Genomic DNA, 17,107 nt, shown 5'->3' with positions numbered 1-17,107 from the left:
TTATAACTGTCCCTGCCAGACCGTATAGCTGTCTGAAAACTGTGCCCGGATATCTGTCTGCTCAGAAAAAAGGCCGTATACGGCAGACCCACTACCCGTCATGCTACTATATACAGCGCCATGCTCATACATTTTATCACGAATAGCCTCTATCTCAGGGTATTTGGGAAAAACACTGGTTTCGAACTGGTTAACTACTTTATCCTTCCATGAAGCAACAGGAGTCTGTAGCATGGCTTCCAGATCGCCCTCGGGTTCTCCAGGCGCAACACCGGAGTAAGCCTCCCTGGTACCAATATGGATACCGGGGTGAACGATTACCATATACCAGCTACTCAAATCCAGATCAATAGGAGAAAGTACCTCTCCCCTTCCCCTGGCCATCATCGGACGGTTGTAAAGAAAGAAAGGGCAATCGCTACCAAGATCCTGGGCATACAACTCTATGATGTCATCTGAGAGGTAAAGATCATACAACTCGTTCAGGCAGCTAAGCGCAAAGGCTGCGTCGGCAGAACCACCGCCTAAGCCGGCCCCCATGGGTAGTGCCTTGTGCAGGTATATCTGTGAAGCGGGTAGTTGAAAATCCTTGTGCAAGGCTTTAAATGCCCTCATAATCAGATTTTGGCCTTCCTGCCCCGGAACCTCGAGGCCGGTGATGGTGAGGGACGTCTTTTTACCCGGAGGGGCTGGTACTATTTCGAGAGCCTCCCGCCAGGGAACCGGAAGAAAACAGGTTTCAATCTCGTGAAATCCGTCCTTTCTGCGCTTAATAATATTCAGGCCCAGGTTTACCTTGGCATTAGGGAAAATGATCATGCGTTATATACTCCGGTACAAAAATAGAAAAGAAGGATTCAACTCAACAAAAATGCCGGAACATCTGAAAGAAGTTCCGGCATTTCTCTCCGCTGGATCGACCCACCCTTTATTTATTGCTAAGCACGTCGACAAGCTCTTCGGTGATACCACTGGCAGAAAAACCGCCGTCGTGCATCAGGTTTTGCATAGTTACGTAGCGGGTAAAATCACTGAACATCATCACGATATAATCCGCACATGCTTCTGCCGGAGCATTGCCCAGCGGTGACATCTTATCTGCATAGTCGAAAAATACATCAAAGCCACCCACGCCTGTACCGGCAGTAGTCATTGTAGGTGACTGGCTTATGGTATTTACACGAACCTTATTGGCCTTTGCCATGCGGTAGCCGTAGCTGCGCGCAATGCTTTCCAGCATCGCTTTAGCCTGGGCCATGTCGGAATAATCAGGAAAAGTACGCTGCGCAGCAATGTATGAAAGGGCCATAATACTACCCCATTCGTTCATAGCTTCCTTCTTTTCTGCCGTTTGAAGTACTCTGTGGAAGGACATAGCCGATACATCCAGCGTTTTCAAAAACCAGTCGTAGTTCAGGTTTCCGTAGGTACGGCCCTTACGTACATTAGGGCTCATGCCTATGCTATGCAGCACAAAGTCCAGCTTGCCGTACTTTTCGAGTGCTTTGTCAAAAAGGTTTTCCAGGTCTTCCATGGAAGTAGCATCAGCAGGAATGATCTCACTGCCTGTTTTTTCGGCCAGCTTATTGATCTCTCCCATTCGCATTGCTACAGGGGCGTTCGTAAGAATAAACTCCGCCCCTTCTTCATGAGCTTTCTCAGCCGTTTTCCAGGCAATACTACGCTCGTCAAGCGCACCGAAAATAATGCCCTTCTTTCCTTTTAATACATTATGAGCCATTGGACTGTCAGTTTTGGTTGGGGCGAAAATACGAAAAAGGCCTTTATATGAAAAAATATATGATCTGCTATCCGCCAGGCCAACAACCGCAAAAATCTATGGTTCTTACTACTGGCTTACTTACCTTCGGCCCGCTAATCGCCATCACGCAATGGATCGACTATGGATTACAACAAAATACTGAAAGAAATAGAAGAAGAGCTGCAGCCCTCAAAAGGCATTGGCGCCAACGCCACCTACATTCCTGAACTGGCTAAGGTAGACCCGGATGTATTCGGACTATACCTGGACCCAATTCATGGAAACGAGTATGGCGTAGGAGACTTTGATAAACGCTTCTCTATCCAAAGTATAGTTAAGGTCCCTGCGGTAGCCATGGCTTTTCGCATGATAGGTGACCGCGTGTGGGACCGGGTAGGCGTGGAACCTTCCGGTGACCCTTTTAACTCATTGGTACAAATAGAAAATGAGAACGGCATCCCACGGAACCCACTGATCAATGCAGGGGCTCTGGTGGTGGCGGATATTCTTTATAGCCTGCTGGATAATCCAAAGCAGGATTTCCTCCGGTTTATGCGCCGCCTGGCCAATAATGAAACAATTCAGTACAACCAAGACGTGGTAGCGTCTGAAAAAGCCCATGGTTACCGTAACAGGGCTACTATTAACCTGATCAAATCGTATGGCAATATCGAGAATGACGAGCAGGAAGTGCTGGATTTTTATTACCACCAATGCTCTATTGAGATGTCCTGTCAGCAACTTGCCTATACGTTTATGCCCCTGGCAAACGGAGGATTTCTTCAGCATTCTAAAGACAGAATACTCACCGGCAGCCAGGCAAAGCGTATCAATGCACTCATGCAAACCTGTGGCTTTTATGATGAGGCAGGAGAATTTACCTTTAAGGTAGGCCTCCCCGGGAAAAGCGGCGTTGGCGGGGGTATCATTGCCGTCTGTCCCGGAGAGTTTACCGTAGGTGTGTGGAGCCCCAGGCTGAACACCAAAGGTAACTCTGTAATGGGAATGAAAGCGTTAGAGCTACTCACCACCAAAACAGGCTTTTCTATTTTCTAATTCAGGCTGTACTTACCCGGAGCAATTACGCCCGCAGGGTCAAGCACCTTTTTTATATCCTTCAGCGTCTGCCAGTATGGGTCCTGTTCATTCACCACCTTATCCATCTGTCCAACGTTGACCCGGTAAGGGTAATATCCTCGCTCCATCAGTCTGTCCAGAAGCGCATCAGCACATCCCTTTGCGCGATCCGCCTCCTCCCTCCTGCTTCGGTCAAATGACAAATTGATCACACAGCCGAATGATCGGCTCGTAATGGTATTAAGCGTGATGTAGGGGGTAAAGCCAAATGCTCCAAAAACTTCTGCCGTAAGTTCAGCCACAGCCTTACCATGAGCCCCTGTGAGCGGAGCAGTAGGCAGGATAAACTTCAGGCCGGCCCGGCTATCATCCGGCTGCATGCCCACACCTGGCTGAGGCGCTCCTATGGCCCAGTACACCCCCTGTATAGCCACATTGGATGGTATACCCAAGGGCAGACCCAGCAAAGGCTCCAGGGCTTGCAGTAAATACCTTTTCTTTCTTGCCGCAGAAAGAAAGGATAGCCTGCTGAGCCATTTCTTCTGCTTTTCAATTGCACGCTCATCCAACACCGTCACCCGGCCATAGCCACGCATCTTTTCTTTTATGGACTTTACAGCAGCTTTTACATGGGCTTTGGTTCCATCCAGTGTGGCCAGAGCCGTCCAGGCAGACCTCATTTCACTTTCGAAAAGCAATTCCGCCTCATTTCTTAAATCTTCCTGTGGAATTTGCGCCTTTTTGGCCAGGACGCGCTCCAGAAGCGGCATCACCGTCACTTTGGTACGCTCACGATTACCCACATGCACCACACTGGTAAGCACTTCCTGCTTTCTAAGGGTGGCAATATTATCAAGGAAGTCTTCCAGTTTTGTCTCATCAAGAAGCGTGCACAGTACCGCAGTCTGCTTCTCCTTTTTAGGAAAAAGCCTGATGGCTGCAGAAGTCACTACCCCTAACCCGGATTGTGTAAATAGCCCCTGCATATCCGGCCCAATACCATAAGGATATAAGTAAGCTGTAGAGGCCTCTCCATAATGACCAAAGCCTGTGCGAAGTACCTCTCCATTGCCCGTCACCACTTCCAGGCCCAACACATCCTCAGTCCTCACGGAGCGGTAACCCACTCCCCTGTCGAGGGCATTACCTATGATACTGGCCTCCACACCCGAACCTGTCACATTAAATGTGAGAGACAGATCATGCTCCTGCAGGTAGTTATATAGCTGCGCCTGGGTAACTCCCGGCTCCAAAACTGCATATTGTTGCTCCGCATCTATCTCCACTATTCGGTTTAATCTGCCCATATCCAGGATAAAGCAGCCATCTGCCACCGGCAAACGACTCCCCAGCCCCCAGTTGAGTCCTTTGCTCAGGGGGTATAGCGGCACCCCATATTCTGCAGCTGTCTTAACTATTGTCTGGACCTCTGCCCTGTCACCAGGCTTTACCACTCCGGCTATAGACTTATCTATAGCTGTCACATTCTTTTGGTAATCTGCTACCTCACGCTCTTCCAGCACCACATACTCTTCACCAATCAGTTCCTTGAACCGGTCGGCGACATCAAAAACAGTATCAAGCAAATACATAAGCTTTCTTCTCCTCTGCTTGCAAGTTTATTTCTTTGGCAGGCATACCCCAAGAGCGCATTTCAGGAACAGATAGCTCTCTGAGTCGTAATGTCATAGGAATAGCCGGCAGCCCGCCGAAGTTATCATAATCCATTACACGCTCCTCCAGCACTTTCATACCCATTTTCTGATAATAAGTCAGATAGCGTGGGTTAGCACTACCATAAAAATCATAGAACCCTTCAGAGGCTGCGCAGGCCAGCAACGCTTTTATCATGAGCCGCCCAGTAATCCCGTTACGGTGCTCGCGCTTTAACACCAGGCGACTGATTTCACCGATGTTTCGATCGCGATAAGGGTCTAGTGAAAACAGGTCTTCGCAAGGTAGTTTTACAGGACTACCTAGGCTACAGGGGATCATACGGACCGTGCCGGCGGGCACTCCATCCACTACGGCTAAAATGTGGACAGAAAGAGGGTCATATGCATCGTAATCGTAATGAAAGTGATTAGCAGGTAATGTACCGAACTCCTTGTGCCATACTTCATACCGCAGTCTGAAGCAAGCCGTTAGTTCCTCCTGAGTAGTAGCGCGTATGACTTGAAGTGACTTATGGAATTTTTCCTCAAATCCTGGCAACAGCTTATGCCATCCATGATGCTCATCTACAGAAGCCTTAGTCAGCAATTCATTAACCAAAGGAACGAGGTAGCTGTCTGTTTCATGGTTAGGAGCTATTAAGAAGCCGTTTGCATTTGCACATAAAGATGGCATCAGAGGCTCGATGTCATCCCTCTCGTCAACGAATAAAAAGTGTGATTTTGGAAATATATTTTTTACCTGTCTGGTAAGCTCAGCACCATATGGCTCTTCTGCTAACGTAATCAGCAGGTCTAACCTGCTAATATGCTTCCGGCTATGCAGAAATGCAAGGGCCTTCTCCGGCCGGCAAAATGCCATTACAAAATATTTCTTACCAAATTCCTCATTAAGATGCGAAAAAAGCGTGGTTTTAATCTCATGCTCTGGCAACACCAGCAACATGTAAGGTTTTAGTCTCACGAATAGTCATTTTTCAGTTCTGACAACACCTGACATACCTTATGTCCGGAAAATAAAAGCCAAACGCAGACCACAGACGGCCTGTTGATCACAACTGGTAGGTTAGGTTGATCGCTGAAAAAAAATTGACCTTCCGTATCAGGGAAGACTGGCAACTAGTTGACATTTAGGGTATTGGATGGAGACAATAACCCCGTTAACGGATGCAAATATAAAGAGATAAAAAGTGGTTCAACAATAATTATTAAATTAAATTATTGTTATTACACAATTTTACTTACCTGTGAAATATTTAGTTGTTTATTAACTCTTTTGCACTAGTGTATGCTGCCTGGCTCGGCTTATCGCCACCGATCATTCGGGCGATCTCTTCCACGCGATCCTCATCCGATAGCCTGCGGATACGGCTAATCGTTCTGGACTGACTATTATCCTTGTACACGTGATAGTGAGCATCTCCTTTGGCGGCAATCTGAGGCAGGTGACTAATGCTGACCACCTGGTGTCCTCTGGCCATTGATTTCATCATGCGAACCATCTTGAGAGCAATCTCACCACTAATTCCCGTATCTATCTCATCAAAAATGATAGTAGGAAGAGCTGTTTTGTCTGCGATGATGTATTTGATACAGAACATAAGTCTTGAAAACTCGCCTCCAGATGCCACTTTATCCAGGTCCTCCGGATTTACTCCTTTATTAGCAGAAAAGCGGAAATGTATTTCATCTATGCCACTGGGACCAGGAGCCACCTCCTTTGATTCCACATGCAGGCGGGCATCAGGCATACCCAGGTCTTTTAGCAGTACACCTACTTCTTTACTAATCGGTGTAAATGACTTATTTCGGGCATTACTTAGTTTTAAAGCTCTTTCATTCAAAGACTTTGAGGCCGCATCGAGAACGCTCTTTGCTCTTGACAGTTCATTATCCAGGTCTGCGTGCCTGCTCGCTTCATCATCAAGCGTATTCCTTATTTCGATCAGTTCAGCGGGAGAGGCTACCCGGTGCTTTTGCTGTAGTTTGAATAGCAGGTCAAGGCGCTCCTGTACCTGTTGCGTTCGCTCCGGATCGTACACAACCTGATCCTCCTGCGAAGAGGCTTCCCCCCCTATGTCTTCAAGCTCAATAATCGCGCTATTAAGGCGGTCAGCTAACTCTTTGTACTCATCTGAATAACGGGCAATCTTGTTTAGGGATGATAGTATGTTATGTAGCGGATCAGTTACTGCTTCATCTCCTTTGCCCAAAACCCCGGCAGCTGAAAACAACACCTGCTTAATCTCTTCAGCATGCTCCAGTTTTCGCAGTTCTTCTTCCAGCATCTCTGTTTCATCTGCCTCCGTCAGGTTGGCCTCAAGAAGCTCATTCAACAGAAATTGTTTGTAATCCGCCTCTTCCCTGATCTTTTCTGCCTCTTCACGCAAGGTTTCATATGCAGTCAATGCTTTCTTATGTGTTTGCCAGGCCTCAGAATAAGCTTTTCTTTCGTCAGATGTATTCGCATAAGCATCCACTACCCTCAGCTGAAAGGTATGAGAACCCAGCCTGAGGGTGTCATGCTGGCTATGAATATCCATCAGGTAGCTACCTATCCTTCTGAGTACCGAAAGGGTCACGGGGGTATCATTCACAAAGGCCCGGGACTTTCCGGCAGGGGATATTTCCCTGCGAATAAGAGCCTCAGTTTCATAATCGAGATCTTCCTCTTCAAAAACAGGTTTGAGCTGATAGCTTCCTATAGCAAAACTGCCTTCGATGACGCATTTCTTATCCTCATCGAATAACACTTTGGTATCTGCCCGCTGACCGAGCAACAGCCCAATTGCACCAAGCATAATGGACTTTCCTGCACCGGTCTCGCCGGTTACAATATTAAGACCGGAAGCGGGTTCCATTTCCAGTTCACTGATAAGGGCGTAGTTTTTTATTAGGAGGTGCTTAAGCATGTCCGGATAATCAGGCGGAGTGTTCTACAATTATTTCCTCAATGTCGGATAGTGGGATGGTGCGTTTCTTTCCGAGCATATCCTTCACAACCAGTGAAGAGTCCTGCCGGCTCAGAGGCGTTACCTGCAAGGCCCGCCCATTACGCAATACCAAGGTAGATAACTGCCCTGCAAGGCCTTCTATAGCCCCGGGTAGTTCTTTGGATGTTATTCGCTGTTGTCTTTTCGCCATACTAACTATCCGAAAAGACGCGAAATTACAAAATGGCGATTAATTTTGCAGTATCTGTTCGTAGTCAGAAGAATTGGTAGGATCTATTCGGCTTAGAATATTAAAGGCCTGACGGCGAACTCCAATATCGCCCTGACCGAATAGGTTAACTATCTCGTCTCTTTTTGAGTCAAGAAAGCTGATAACCAGTATATTATTGGGACTCGTACGATTAGCTTTCTGTAGCTCTTCCAGCATTTTCAAAGCTGACTTCCTCGCCTCTTCAGGGTCTTGAGTTAGAAGATCCATGCCTTGGCGGTGGTACATATACATCCCCCGGCGAAAATCCTCAAACTGCTGATTCATAAGCCCTTCTGCCAACCAATAGCGATTACGGCGATCAGAACTCTGAAATGGCTTCCAGCCTGGCTCATTTGCTCCCTGGGCATTCGTCACCAGATTCTGGGCAATTTGAAAATAAGGCGTTCCCCCCAGTTCTGAAAAAGTATCATAGTCCATACCTATAATGACATAGGCATAAAATGCCAGCATGCTCGTCAGGTTACTGATAAAGCTGTTACGGTTGAAGTCCATCGGCTGGGATTCATTATAACGAAACGCCCAGTCCCGGTCTGCAAAATTGAATAGCAGGCTATTATAATCACTACCATAAACAGGACGTGCAGACTGAACCTGTACTGTCGCGATGAATGACCCTATTTCAGGCATGTCCTGCAGGTTTATAATCATATTGCAGTCTATGCGCTCCTCACTGCCAAACTCATCTTCAGTCCAGCGACGCTGATTCATAAACTGAGCTATGGCCCGTTCCATATCATCGAAGATGCGCCGATCACTTGTCTGTATCTGCGATGAATTTACCACCACATTACAATTGAGCTCCTGGGCCTTAAGCAGGCCTGAAGAAATAAGAAATATGCCGAGCAATAACAGTCTACACATGAGTTTGTCTGATAATAGCTGATACGATATCACGGGCCACTTCATCTTTTGATTTCAGTTCAAAAGCCATCCGCTCACCATTTCTGAATATAAATTTAACCCGGTTTGTGTCATGTCCAAATCCGGCACCCTTTTCATTCAGAGAATTCAGAACGATCATATCCAGGTTTTTATTTTCCAGCTTTCGGCCGGCGTTTTGTTCTTCGTCGTGTGTTTCCAGGGCAAATCCTACGGTAAACTGGCCTGCCTTCTTCAGTGCACCCAATTCGGCTGCTATGTCCGGGTTTTTAACCATTTCCACACTTATGTCCTCCACCCCGGGTTCTTTCTTTATTTTCTGGCCCTTCGGATTTTTGGGTCTGAAGTCAGAAACGGCTGCAGAAAATACGGCAATATCTGTCTCAGAAAAAACATTCAGGCTTTCCCTGTGCATCTCCATGGCTGAAGTGACCTTAATACCTCTCACTCCTGGGGGAATATCCAGCGCGGTAGGACCGCTGATAAGCGTTACATTGGCTCCAGCCGCACAGAGTGCCCGAGCTATAGCGTACCCCATCTTTCCTGTGCTGTGATTGCCTACAAATCTTACCGGATCGATTGCCTCATAAGTAGGGCCTGCTGTTACCATAACGTTTTTACCAGCCAGCCCTCCGACATTACTGTCCAGATCGTTTTCAAAAAACCTGGACAGTTCTTCCACAAGCTCTTCAGGTTCAGCCATTCGACCCTGGCCTGATAATCCGCTGGCTAGCTCGCCTTCACGTGCTTCAACTATCCTGTTACCATATTCTTCCAGTTTTCGAAGGTTGTCTCTGGTAGAGGGGTGAGCATACATATCTAGGTCCATAGCAGGAGCAAACCAGACCGGACACCGGGCAGACAGGTATATGGCTGTAAGCAGGTCACTGCATATACCATTGGCGCACTTGGATAGGGTATGGGCACTTGCCGGGGCCACCAGCATTAGATCAGCCCATAACCCAAGTTCCACATGATTGTTCCATTCCCCTTTATCACCATATGTGAAACTTGATAGGACAGGGTTTTTCGAGAGGGTGGCAAGTGTGAGGGGGGGTATAAAATCAGAAGCAGAGGCCGTGATAATTACACGCACCTCTGCTTCTGATTTTACTAGTAAACGGATAAGAAAGGCGGATTTGTAGGCAGCGATGCTACCGCTTACCCCCAATAATACTTTCTTACCCTTTAATGATGTCACAAATAATATTTTATTCTTCGATATCCTCTTCAGGCTTACGGAACATTACCTTATCTTCCATAAACTCATCTATAGCCAAAAGGGTAGGCTTAGGCATACGCTCATAGAATTTGGATATCTCAATCTGCTCACGGTTTTCGAATATCTCTTCGAGATTATCTACCGTAGAAGCAAATTCGGCAAGTTTACTGTTCAATTCTTCCTTAAGGCCTGTAGAAATCTGACGAGCTCTTTTAGAAAGTATCACCACAGTTTCGTAAATATTGCCGGTAGGCTCTACGAGTTTGTCTGTATTTCTGGTGGTGATAGAGGGATTAATGTTTGCCATATGTATTTATGATCAACTGTTTTCTGCTGTCTCCGTAGGAGTATTTACGGATTCCAGCCCCTTGAGGGTTGCTTTATAAATATTTTCCGCCTCTTTCAAATACTCGCTTTCCGGATAAGTATCCAGAAATTCCTGATAGTAATCTACCGTTTGGCGAAAACGTTCTTCTTTTTTTGACTCAATACTACGGGCCGCAAGTTCATAAGATGATTCAATCTTCAGAAACTGTGCCCTTTCGTTGAGTGGAGAATCAGGATAATCATTGCTGAAATTATCAAAAGCAATAATAGCCGACTTCCACACTCTCAGCTGGTGATACAGCCGTGCATTATCAAATGCCTTAAGCTCCAGTTTGCGTTGCAGCTTATCAATGATTGCCGTAGCCTCTTCCCTGTTTTCAGAGCCGGGATACCGGTTGATGAATAACTGGATAGCCTGAATAGCCTCATAAGTACTGGACTGATCCAGGTTGTATTCCGGTGACTGGCTATACAGCGAATAAGCATAGCGATAAAGAGCCTCCTCGGCATATTCGCTACGGCCATAGGTATCGTAAAATGTCTTAAAATAATGTGCGCTAAGGATATATTGTTTCCTGTAATAGTGAGAATATGCATACAGGAATTGGGCTTTCTCCTCATATTCAGTACCCCTTAATAAGGGTAGCACCTCTTCCAGCAGCACATTGGCCCGGTAGTAATCCTCCTCCTCGTAGTATTCAAGAGCAGCCTTATACTTCTTCTCCCAGTCGTCACTCTTCCGAATGTCGTTAAACTCGCTACAAGCAACTGAAATAATCAGAAGAATAGCCCAGGATAGACCTTTACAAAAACCTTCTAAACGCATAAGGGTGCAAAAGTAACGTATTGAACGCAGATTATCAATGTTATTCGGCTTCATAACGCCGATATTGAAGGAATATGATACGAGGCCTATTTTTTTACGACCAGCTTCTTGGTAATAACGTTTTGGTCGTTCACGTTGAGGGTGTAGAAATAGATGCCGGGGATGAATTTTTCAGTGGAGACAAGGAGGCTGGATTTTCCGGCATCAAGAGAATGTTCTGCCATTCGAACGCCCAGTACGTTATGAAAGAGAATTTTCACCCGGGTACCGGGGTCTGATATAGTGTATTTCAGTTCAATGAACCTTTCGGCTGGATTAGGATAAATATCTCCTATCTTAATTCCTTCTGCTTCAAAAAGATCATTATCTGTCAGCCCCAGATTAATATTTGGGTCACGCTCCGCTGACTCTGTCTGATATGGCGTAAAGCCTGAACAAAGCGCGATAAAGCCGACTAATATGAAAAACTTTTTAAGCAAAGAGGCAACTTTTTAATAAATATAGTAAGAAATCAGTGCTTTTTCACCCTGAATCGAGCAGCAATTATTACTTGTCTTTTCTAACTGCAAATATCTAATCATTGTTAGACACTTCTACCTCTTTTTCAGATAGTTCCGCATTAGAAGCACCTGCTTCAGGCCCCTCTTCTTCATAGAATTCCATGCCTGGCAGGGTCTGTTCCTCTTCTTCTTCCGCTATATCAGACCGTAAAAGCACATCCTGCAAAGTGGGCCTTTTCTCTATTCGCCATACAAACCCGGGAAGGGTACGCTGTGCAGCGGCGATCTCATGGGGAGGAAAGAAACTGGCATCCGGCTCCACATAAAAATTAATCTTACTTAATTGATTGTCTTCAAAGAAGAGACGCATATTACTGCAGATAATCTTATTCATACCGGTCATTATGCTATCATTCTCCAGGGCAAAATAGATGCTTTCCCCGTTGCCTTCCACGTCTACTATTTTAATGGCATTGTCTCTGAATCGCGCTACCATGTTCCTTCCTTTCACCTGGTTGTAGTTACCAAGGGTATCTTCAGACACAACAAAAGAGTTTTGCTTGACAAACATGTTCTCTATGCCCCCATCCCGCAGAGTAATCCAGATACTGTCACCTTCTATCTGGTTTTTATCACTCCAGAGAATAGGATCTTCAAAGAACCGTATAAGGCTATCTGCCACATAATAAGCCAGTGAATCCGCCCTGCCCTGCAGGTTGGTCTTCCAGATTCTGACGTCCGGATAAGCCAGTACACGTTTTTCTGCTTCTACTTTACTATCTATGGCCACTAATGTGTCTGCAGACAGGTATACCGTATCCTGTCCCAGTATCTTTTTCATTACAGCACGGCCATATATTTTGGTGAGCCCCTGATCTTTCCAATAGCGTCCTTCGTCGCCGGTAATGATCACATCCTGCTCCTTAGAAACCAGTTGCACATCGGTATTGGCCCTGTAAAAATTGCGTAGCTCATCGGAAAAAAGCCGTAAGCCGGATAGCACATAACTCTCTGATTCCACTTTGCCTTCCCGGAGTGTGCTTTGCTTACCGGAAGTCCGGTATAGCAGCCCGTTTTCAGCATTTACAGTACCGTCAGGGCCCAATATCCTGGTAGCTCCACGGAAGTCTGCTACCTTGGTTTCTGTATAGTAGACCAGTGTATCTGAATACAAGGTGTATTCATCATTTTTAAGCACCACCTCATCTTTAAACTGCATAAAGTCCTCTGCAGAAAAGAAGGTGCCTATCCGGCTGGTAAGTTCATTACGAGGATCAACAATACGACCTCCTCCTATATAGTCAGCTACTTTACTATTAAGGTTATAGTTAAGGATGTCTGTATAGAGTGTGATACTGTCCTTTTTGTAGACGACATCATCCAGCAGTGTGGACTTTTTCTCTTTGCCTCTATAAGTTAGTTTACGGCCGGTGATTGTTACCGAATCTCCATCCAGGATACGTACATCACCAAATGCTTCGACTACCTCACGACTTCGATAATAGAGAGCAGAGTCGCAATAAATACGCGTCCCCTCCTGCACAAAGACCACATTGCCTATCCACTTTTCATATCGCTCTCCATCCTTATTTTTACCTCCAACAAGGCGATCTCCCTTGATATTACCCTGCTTCTGGGCCACGGATTGCCCTGCTACCAGGCACATTAATAAGGTGATTATAAGGTATATGTATCTGTTTATAGTCATTTACTTAGCCCTTGGGAAAGTGATAATGGCAAAACTTCCTTTTTAATTCCGCCCAAAATTACGGAAAATTACCGCATGCTTGAACGTTTCAGGGATTATATCAAAAACCGGGCCCTAATTTCACCGGATTCTAAGGTATTGCTTGCCGTTAGCGGCGGAGTAGATAGTATGGTCATGGCAGACCTGTTCATAAAGGCAGGCTATAACTGTGCTATTGCACATTGTCAGTTTAATCTACGGGGAAAGGAATCCGAAGAAGACGAGGCTTTTGTCAGGTCCTATGCGCAATTACAGAATATACCGGCACACCTTATGTCCTTCGATACTAAAGGTGCCGCTGAAGAAAGAGGAATAAGTATCCAGATGGCCGCCCGTAAACTGCGGTATGAGTGGTTTACCTCACTGTTGGATAAACACGGTTTTGAGGCAGTAGCCACAGCCCATCACCTTGGTGACGTGGCCGAAACCATGCTTATAAATCTGACCAGGGGAACGGGAATTAGTGGCCTTCATGGAATAAGGTCACGGCAGAATCGCATCATCCGGCCTATGTTATTTGCCTCCCGTGAAGACATTGCAGGCTACGCTATTTCTGAAAATATAGCATGGCGGGAGGACAGCAGTAATCAAGACACCAAATACCGCCGAAATGAGATACGACAAAGTGTATTGCCGGTATTAAAAAAACAAAACCCGAATCTTGAGCAGCGTATGGCGGTGACCAGTGAAAAGCTGGCCGGGGCAGAAGCAATAGTCAAGGTTTTTGTGAACTCGTTTTATGAACAACACTGCTTTACCAGTACGGAGGGACTAATCCGGATTCCACTTGAGGCATTGCTGGCCACTCCAGCTCCTGCATTACTTCTTCATGAATTACTTAAAAAGTACGGATATGCCTACGAGCAAATGAGGGATGTGCTAGGCGATGGTGTCGGGGAATCAGGGCGCTTCGTGGCTGCAAAAGGCTACAGGCTATATCGTGATCGGGAGGACCTGATTCTGCAGAAGGAACCTGATGGCACTGCACTTACCGGTGAACTGAGTGAAGAAGAAGGGACTCAGCATGCGGCAGGATACGACTGGGAGATAAGCCTTCACCCAGCCGAATATTTTGAAATAAGCACAGATAGCCAGGTCGCCGCATTGGATAGAGATAAGCTTATTTTTCCCTTGAAAATACGTACCTGGAAGCAGGGAGACCGCTTTTTCCCACTGGGAATGAAGCGACAAAAAAAGCTCAGCGACTTTATGATCGATGAGAAAATTCCGCTATACTTGAAGGAAAAGGTAAGAGTCGTATGCAGCGGTGATGACATCGTTTGGGTCGCAGGTTACCGAATAGACCACAGATACCGCTTAACCAAAGACACTAAAGAGGTTTACCGCATCGGCATTCTTGAAGACTATGATAAATCCATTTAAGCGAACATATTCAGAAAAGGAGCACCGGATCTTCCGGTTTCTTGGCCGTATTCCTCTCTTCGAAAAGCTTACCAGTAAAGAAAAGAGCTATTTCATTCCCTACCTTCATTTAAGAGAATATAAACAAAATGAGGTGGTTTTTTTCAGAAAAGACCCCAGCCACGCCTTATATATCGTTAAAGAGGGTCAGGTCTCTTTGCAACTCGATATTGAAGATAAATTCGAAGAATTAGTAAGACTGCGAAGCGGACGCTCTTTCGGAGATAATACCCTTCTGGAAGGCACTCACAGGATTTACTCAGCTATTTGTACAGTGGATAAGACAGAGATTTATGTTTTACCCCAGGTAAATATCCTGGATATTTTCAATGAGCACCCCCGTGTACAGGCTAAAATGATGTCCAGCCTGTCAGAGCAGTATAATATTTACCAGGATACGCTTTTCAAAGCCTACCGTTCTTCATTTGGCTTTTTTGACCTTGGGCAGATTTATATTCAAAAAAAGAAATAAAGCGTTCTGCCTTACACACTAATCATTTATTGACGTGCAAGCCAAGGCTCTCCCCATCCTGTTTACATTTTCCAGAGCCCTCTTTTAAAGAGACAGCATTAACGGATAAGAGAATCTGCCTTAAAATGATTTTGTGGCGCGCATTTTGCTTTGGAAAGAGTAAATTGAGTCTTAATGTCATTCTTGAGCTACATATTCCGACTAGGGTTATCTACCATCACGCTTATAATGGTCTTTCAACCTGCACAGGCACAGGAATCCTCTGAGCTCAGGCCATGGGATGAGGGACCTCTTTCGTGGAAAGAGTTTCGCGGCAAACCGGAGGCGCATGACCACCTTCACGGAGCTGTTACCTATGCTGGTATTGCCCTGGAGATTGAAAACATCGACTTCTGGGGCAATATCACCTTCAGGGCCTTTGCTGTTTTTGATCGGTCACAGAGCTGGACCCGGGAGAAAAAAGACCTGAAGCTACTGGCCCATGAGCAATTGCATTTTGATATTGCTGAAATATATGCCCGCAGGCTGGAAAAACGTCTCAATGACCTTAAGCTAAAACGCAAAGATGCTGATACAGCTCGCCGCCTGAAAGACAAATACAATCTTCAGCAACTTGAGATTCAGGCACTCTATGACAAGGAAACGGTGCATGGTATCAGTGAGTCTGTTCAGGCGAGGTGGCATGATCTCGTAACGGAAGGTTTGCAAAAACTTGACCCTTCCTATCAACTGACAGCCAATTAAGCCACCAACTCCTTCTTCTGCCCCTAAACCGGGTTAAAAATGGCCCGGAAACGTTTGTTATCCTTTCTTTTCACACCTTCCTGTCTTAATTTAGCGGCGCGTAAAACATGACCGGACATAAACCGGTTGACCCTTTGGTATATACGCCATATTTTTTTGAATTACTTAACTCATACCCTCACATACTATGAAAGTTACCGTAGTAGGAGCTGGCAATGTTGGTGCTACCTGTGCCGACGTTCTGGCTTACCGCGAAATTGCAAACGAAATTGTTCTTGTCGACATTAAGGAAGGCGTTGCCGAGGGAAAAGCCCTTGACATCTGGCAAAAAGCCCCTATCAACCTGTATGACTCAAGAACTGTCGGATCTACTAATGATTATGCAAAAACAGCAGGTTCCGATGTAGTGGTTATCACTTCAGGGCTTCCCCGTAAGCCTGGTATGTCTCGTGACGACCTTATCGAAACTAATGCCGGTATTGTTAAGTCCGTTACTGAAAACATCATCAAGCACTCTCCAGATGCCATCATTATTGTGGTATCTAACCCGCTTGACGTTATGACTTACCAGGCTCACCTTACTAGTGGCAAGTCTCGTAACAAGGTTATGGGAATGGCTGGTATCCTGGACACAGGCCGCTACCGTGCCTTCCTTGCAGAAGAATTAAATGTATCACCAAAGGATATCCAGGCTGTGCTGATGGGCGGTCATGGCGACACCATGGTTCCTCTGCCCCGATATACTACAGTAGGAGGCATCCCAGTAACAGAAATGATCGCTAAAGACAAGCTGGACGCGATTATCCAGCGTACAAAGACCGGTGGTGGTGAGCTTGTAAAGCTTATGGGCACCAGTGCATGGTATGCTCCCGGTTCTGCCGCAGCTCAGATGGTAGAGGCTATCGTGCGCGATCAGAAAAGGGTATTCCCTGTGTGCATTAAGCTGGAAGGCGAGTATGGCATCGAGGGCACTTACCTTGGGGTACCTGTCATTCTTGGTAAGAATGGCATCGAGAAAGTAATTGAGCTCGACCTTAACGATGAGGAAAAAGCTGATCTAGAGACCAGCCGTACCCACGTAAAAGAAGTAATGGATGTACTGGACAAGCTGAATAGCAAATAAGGCCTGTCCGTTCAATTGATATAAGAGGGGGTTCCTGTGAGGGACCCCCTTATTTTTTGGTCTTCAGGCCATCTCTTCATTTTGGTTTGAGCGGTAAGAATAATCCCT

The 17,107-nt window shown here is 46.0% G+C and carries 17 protein-coding genes; 5 read left to right on the top strand and 12 right to left on the bottom strand.

The window, feature by feature from the left end:
* Together ispE and AB9P05_RS14825 are read right to left on the bottom strand one after the other, a co-directional pair.
* Positions 1 to 819, bottom strand: a complete 819-nt coding sequence (ispE, locus tag AB9P05_RS14830; protein WP_371909613.1) for a 4-(cytidine 5'-diphospho)-2-C-methyl-D-erythritol kinase — start codon at positions 817 to 819, stop codon at positions 1 to 3.
* 109 nt (positions 820 to 928) lie between these two features.
* Positions 929 to 1,741 (bottom strand): enoyl-ACP reductase, encoded by an 813-nt coding sequence (locus tag AB9P05_RS14825; protein ID WP_371909612.1) that lies wholly within the window; start codon positions 1,739 to 1,741, stop codon positions 929 to 931.
* 162 nt (positions 1,742 to 1,903) lie between these two features.
* On the opposite strand from AB9P05_RS14825, the gene AB9P05_RS14820 reads away from it, so the two are divergent.
* Positions 1,904 to 2,818 carry a glutaminase gene (locus tag AB9P05_RS14820; RefSeq protein WP_371909611.1) on the top strand — a complete coding sequence of 305 codons (915 nt, stop codon included), beginning with the start codon at positions 1,904 to 1,906 and terminating at the stop codon, positions 2,816 to 2,818.
* On the opposite strand, the gene AB9P05_RS14815 is transcribed toward AB9P05_RS14820, so the two are convergent.
* The 10 genes from AB9P05_RS14815 to AB9P05_RS14770 all read right to left on the bottom strand — a co-directional run bounded on the left by AB9P05_RS14815 (position 2,815) and on the right by AB9P05_RS14770 (position 13,199).
* The gene (locus tag AB9P05_RS14815; RefSeq protein WP_371909610.1) at positions 2,815 to 4,425 is read right to left on the bottom strand and encodes an FAD-binding oxidoreductase; all 1,611 of its coding nucleotides are present in this window, start codon (positions 4,423 to 4,425) and stop codon (positions 2,815 to 2,817) included. The genes AB9P05_RS14820 and AB9P05_RS14815 overlap by 4 nt on opposite strands.
* Positions 4,418 to 5,476, bottom strand: a complete 1,059-nt coding sequence (locus tag AB9P05_RS14810) for a GNAT family N-acetyltransferase (protein ID WP_371909609.1) — start codon at positions 5,474 to 5,476, stop codon at positions 4,418 to 4,420. The genes AB9P05_RS14815 and AB9P05_RS14810 overlap by 8 nt, the downstream gene beginning before the upstream one ends.
* 292 nt (positions 5,477 to 5,768) lie before the next feature.
* Complete coding sequence (gene recN, locus AB9P05_RS14805; RefSeq protein WP_371909608.1) at positions 5,769 to 7,424, bottom strand: DNA repair protein RecN; 1,656 nt, start codon at positions 7,422 to 7,424, stop codon at positions 5,769 to 5,771.
* 10 nt (positions 7,425 to 7,434) lie between these two features.
* On the bottom strand, positions 7,435 to 7,656 hold the full coding sequence (locus tag AB9P05_RS14800) for a hypothetical protein (RefSeq protein ID WP_371909607.1): 222 nt from the start codon (positions 7,654 to 7,656) through the stop codon (positions 7,435 to 7,437).
* Between the two features lie 39 nt (positions 7,657 to 7,695).
* The gene (locus AB9P05_RS14795; RefSeq protein WP_371909606.1) at positions 7,696 to 8,598 is read right to left on the bottom strand and encodes a DUF4835 family protein; all 903 of its coding nucleotides are present in this window, start codon (positions 8,596 to 8,598) and stop codon (positions 7,696 to 7,698) included.
* Entirely contained in the window at positions 8,591 to 9,817 is a 1,227-nt protein-coding gene (gene coaBC / locus AB9P05_RS14790; RefSeq protein WP_371909605.1) for a bifunctional phosphopantothenoylcysteine decarboxylase/phosphopantothenate--cysteine ligase CoaBC, read from the bottom strand. Before coaBC ends, AB9P05_RS14795 begins: the two co-directional genes overlap by 8 nt.
* Before the next feature lie 10 nt (positions 9,818 to 9,827).
* Positions 9,828 to 10,145: a DNA-directed RNA polymerase subunit omega gene (locus AB9P05_RS14785; protein WP_371909604.1), complete on the bottom strand. Its 318-nt coding sequence runs from the start codon at positions 10,143 to 10,145 to the stop codon at positions 9,828 to 9,830.
* A 12-nt stretch (positions 10,146 to 10,157) separates the two neighbouring features.
* Entirely contained in the window at positions 10,158 to 10,991 is an 834-nt protein-coding gene (locus tag AB9P05_RS14780) for an outer membrane protein assembly factor BamD (protein WP_371909603.1), read from the bottom strand.
* A gap of 86 nt (positions 10,992 to 11,077) precedes the next feature.
* Entirely contained in the window at positions 11,078 to 11,470 is a 393-nt protein-coding gene (locus AB9P05_RS14775; RefSeq protein ID WP_371909602.1) for a T9SS type A sorting domain-containing protein, read from the bottom strand.
* A gap of 94 nt (positions 11,471 to 11,564) precedes the next feature.
* Complete coding sequence (locus AB9P05_RS14770; RefSeq protein ID WP_371909601.1) at positions 11,565 to 13,199, bottom strand: OstA-like protein; 1,635 nt, start codon at positions 13,197 to 13,199, stop codon at positions 11,565 to 11,567.
* A 75-nt stretch (positions 13,200 to 13,274) separates the two neighbouring features.
* On the opposite strand from AB9P05_RS14770, the gene tilS reads away from it, so the two are divergent.
* The 4 genes from tilS to mdh all read left to right on the top strand — a co-directional run bounded on the left by tilS (position 13,275) and on the right by mdh (position 16,999).
* Positions 13,275 to 14,621 (top strand): tRNA lysidine(34) synthetase TilS, encoded by a 1,347-nt coding sequence (gene tilS / locus AB9P05_RS14765; protein WP_371909600.1) that lies wholly within the window; start codon positions 13,275 to 13,277, stop codon positions 14,619 to 14,621.
* Positions 14,605 to 15,132: a Crp/Fnr family transcriptional regulator gene (locus tag AB9P05_RS14760; RefSeq protein WP_371909599.1), complete on the top strand. Its 528-nt coding sequence runs from the start codon at positions 14,605 to 14,607 to the stop codon at positions 15,130 to 15,132. The genes tilS and AB9P05_RS14760 overlap by 17 nt, the downstream gene beginning before the upstream one ends.
* A gap of 228 nt (positions 15,133 to 15,360) precedes the next feature.
* Positions 15,361 to 15,876, top strand: coding sequence for a hypothetical protein (locus tag AB9P05_RS14755; RefSeq protein ID WP_371909598.1), 516 nt, complete (start codon positions 15,361 to 15,363; stop codon positions 15,874 to 15,876).
* 187 nt (positions 15,877 to 16,063) lie between these two features.
* Entirely contained in the window at positions 16,064 to 16,999 is a 936-nt protein-coding gene (gene mdh, locus AB9P05_RS14750; RefSeq protein WP_371909597.1) for a malate dehydrogenase, read from the top strand.
* Positions 17,000 to 17,107: the final 108 nt, after the last annotated feature.

This window comes from Roseivirga sp. BDSF3-8, assembly GCF_041449215.1.
GTDB lineage: Bacteria > Bacteroidota > Bacteroidia > Cytophagales > Cyclobacteriaceae > JBGNFV01.
Note: the sequence above shows the minus strand (reverse complement) of the source record. Positions and strands in the feature narration are given on the sequence as shown.